Genomic DNA, 2,241 nt, shown 5'->3' with positions numbered 1-2,241 from the left:
GAAGAACTCGGTGCCGCCCGCGCTTCCGCAGAGTGCGCGCCGAGCCCGGCAACGCAAGCAGCGGCTGCTGGCGCCGTTCAAGCTGATCGCGCGCGCGCCGCGGGCAACCGTCCACCCACGCCGGGCTCTCAGCAGCTTCTGGCGGGGCACGCGCGGACCGCGAACGCGGGTCCTGCTCGCGCTCGGTCGTGCGGTTCCCGAGCGCGATCGCGAGGAGTTCTTCCTCGGCCTGCATCGCGAGGCGGAGAAGCGCTACGTCCCGACAAAGTATCGCGGCGAGATCCTCGTCTTCTACGGCGACGGGCTTTACGAAGAGCCGACCCTCGGCTGGGACTCACTCGGCACGGTCACCAGCTACGCTGCGCCCGGCGGGCACGCGCACAACCGCCAGTTGATGCACGAGCCGGCCGTCAGCTTCGTGGCCAAGCGCCTGCACGACTATCTACGCGGCAATGCATGACGGAGTGGATTGCGGCGGCACGCCCCCATCAGATTGACCGAGACCTTTCCGTACTGCCTTAAACGGTCCACCACCCGGTGCCATCGCAGTAAAGCCGGAGCACCGGCTTGCCTGCGGCTTCGATTTTAACCGATTCGTTTTTGCCGTCGATGTGCTGCGTGCCTTCCGGCGTGACGGTGATCGGTTTGGTGGTCGTTTCCCCGAGGATGTCCTTGATCGTCATGAACATGTTGGTCCAGGCGCTGGCGGCCGGCAACGTGATCGTGCGTAGCGTGCCCGACATTTTGCAGAGGAAGAGGCCGGGGTCCGTGGCTGATGGTTTGTAGCTTTCGGTCAGTTCCTTGTGGTTCGGGCCGAACCGCTGGATTTCCTGATGGCCGTCACGCCACAGCACGTTTACGTCAGCACCGCCAAGCTGCACCTGGTTGATAGGAATGCCGCTGCCGCCGCTGGCGCTGTTGACTTCGCCGTAGTTGAGGCTATCGCCGCTGCCAGGGTCGTGGTTTCTGTGGAGCACCTGATAGTTGATGCTCGATACCGATTCGCCCTGCGCGTCGACCGGCGACGGTTCTATGCCGCCTGAGATTGGCTGGATCTGGTCGATGATGATCTCCGCCGGCGGTTTCCCGGCCGTCACAGCACCCTTCCAGACGCACGCAATCACGCTGCGACTGGCCGCCGCCTTGCCGCTCGCAGCGCCGATGCCGATACGCGTCGTGCGCTCTGATTCCGTGAAGCGCACCAACTCCGAACATGAGCTGTAGTAATTGTCGATCGAGATGGACCGGACGCCGCGTGTGATCGCGCCGATGCTCAGGTTCTCCCAGTGACAGGCGCGGATGTCCACCGCGTACGTGTTTTCCGAGAAGGAGCAGGCGAAGCCGTGGGCGACGACCATTTCGCCGGACGCGTGCGCGTATAGCAGTGGCTGCGCGAGCGTAATCGTGGCGCCTGAGACTTCTTTGATCCTTGCAACCTCCAGCACTTTGCCCGATCCGATCAGGATCGGGTATCCAGCCACGAGGCTGCCGTGAACGATGGTGCCGACGGTGAGGGTCGATTCGCCCGCTTTCGCTTCCGCTGTGAGCGTGCCCTCGTCGTAGCCCGCTTCGGACTCCGGGTGTAGCGCTACGCACTTGAATTGGTCGAGGACGATCGAGTTCCAGTTGCCTTCGGTGAGGCGGGAGATTAGGCCTGCGGAGCCGTTGACCTGGATGTTCTCGAAGCGGTTGGTGTCGTCCTGCTCGCTCGGTTCCGTCGTGTCGCTTTGCACGAACGCGGTCCCGTAGCGGTTGGGGCGCAGAGCACAGTTGCGGACCGTCAGCTGGTAGCTGCTGTCGAGGTTGAAGAGGATGCCGAGGTATTCCCCCGTGCCGAGCACGTGGCCGCCGTTGACGCCCTCGATGACCATGTTGCGGATGCGCTTGAGGTCGATCAGGGCCTTCCCGTTTTCGAGGTCGCCTTCGTTTTCGAGCTTGAAGTCTCGGAGGTAGCCGGAATCTGTCGTGCCGTACTTGCCGTTGACGGTCAGGATTGGTTTGCCTTTGCTCACTACTTTCGTCACGTCACCCGCGCCTCGGACCTTGGCGGTCTTTTCCGCGGGCCCTTCGGCCCCTTCGAAGTTCCAGGTACCCGGCGGGATGTAGATCGGCCGCCCATCCGCCAGGGCTTCTTCGAGCTTGGTCGCTTCGTGCGCGCCTTCGCCGCCCGAGCCGCCGAAATCGCGCTTGAGGTCGATCTCGTCTTTCCACAGGCCGCCGCCTGTCCAGACGAAGCCGTTC

General features: G+C 63.6%; 2 protein-coding genes. One reads left to right on the top strand and one right to left on the bottom strand.

Features of this window, described 5'->3' with window-relative positions:
* Positions 1-460 (top strand): hypothetical protein (locus tag WCB02_RS27880; protein WP_423962978.1); only part of this gene is annotated, 460 nt, incomplete at its 5' end.
* A 58-nt stretch (positions 461-518) separates the two neighbouring features.
* Here WCB02_RS27880 and WCB02_RS27875 read toward each other — a convergent pair.
* Positions 519-2,241: hypothetical protein (locus tag WCB02_RS27875; RefSeq protein ID WP_423962977.1), on the bottom strand; the 1,723-nt coding region annotated here is incomplete at its 5' end.

Origin of the sequence: Bradyrhizobium sp., from assembly GCF_049581145.1 — a bacterium.
Lineage (GTDB): Bacteria > Pseudomonadota > Alphaproteobacteria > Rhizobiales > Xanthobacteraceae > Bradyrhizobium.
Note: the sequence above shows the minus strand (reverse complement) of the source record. Positions and strands in the feature narration are given on the sequence as shown.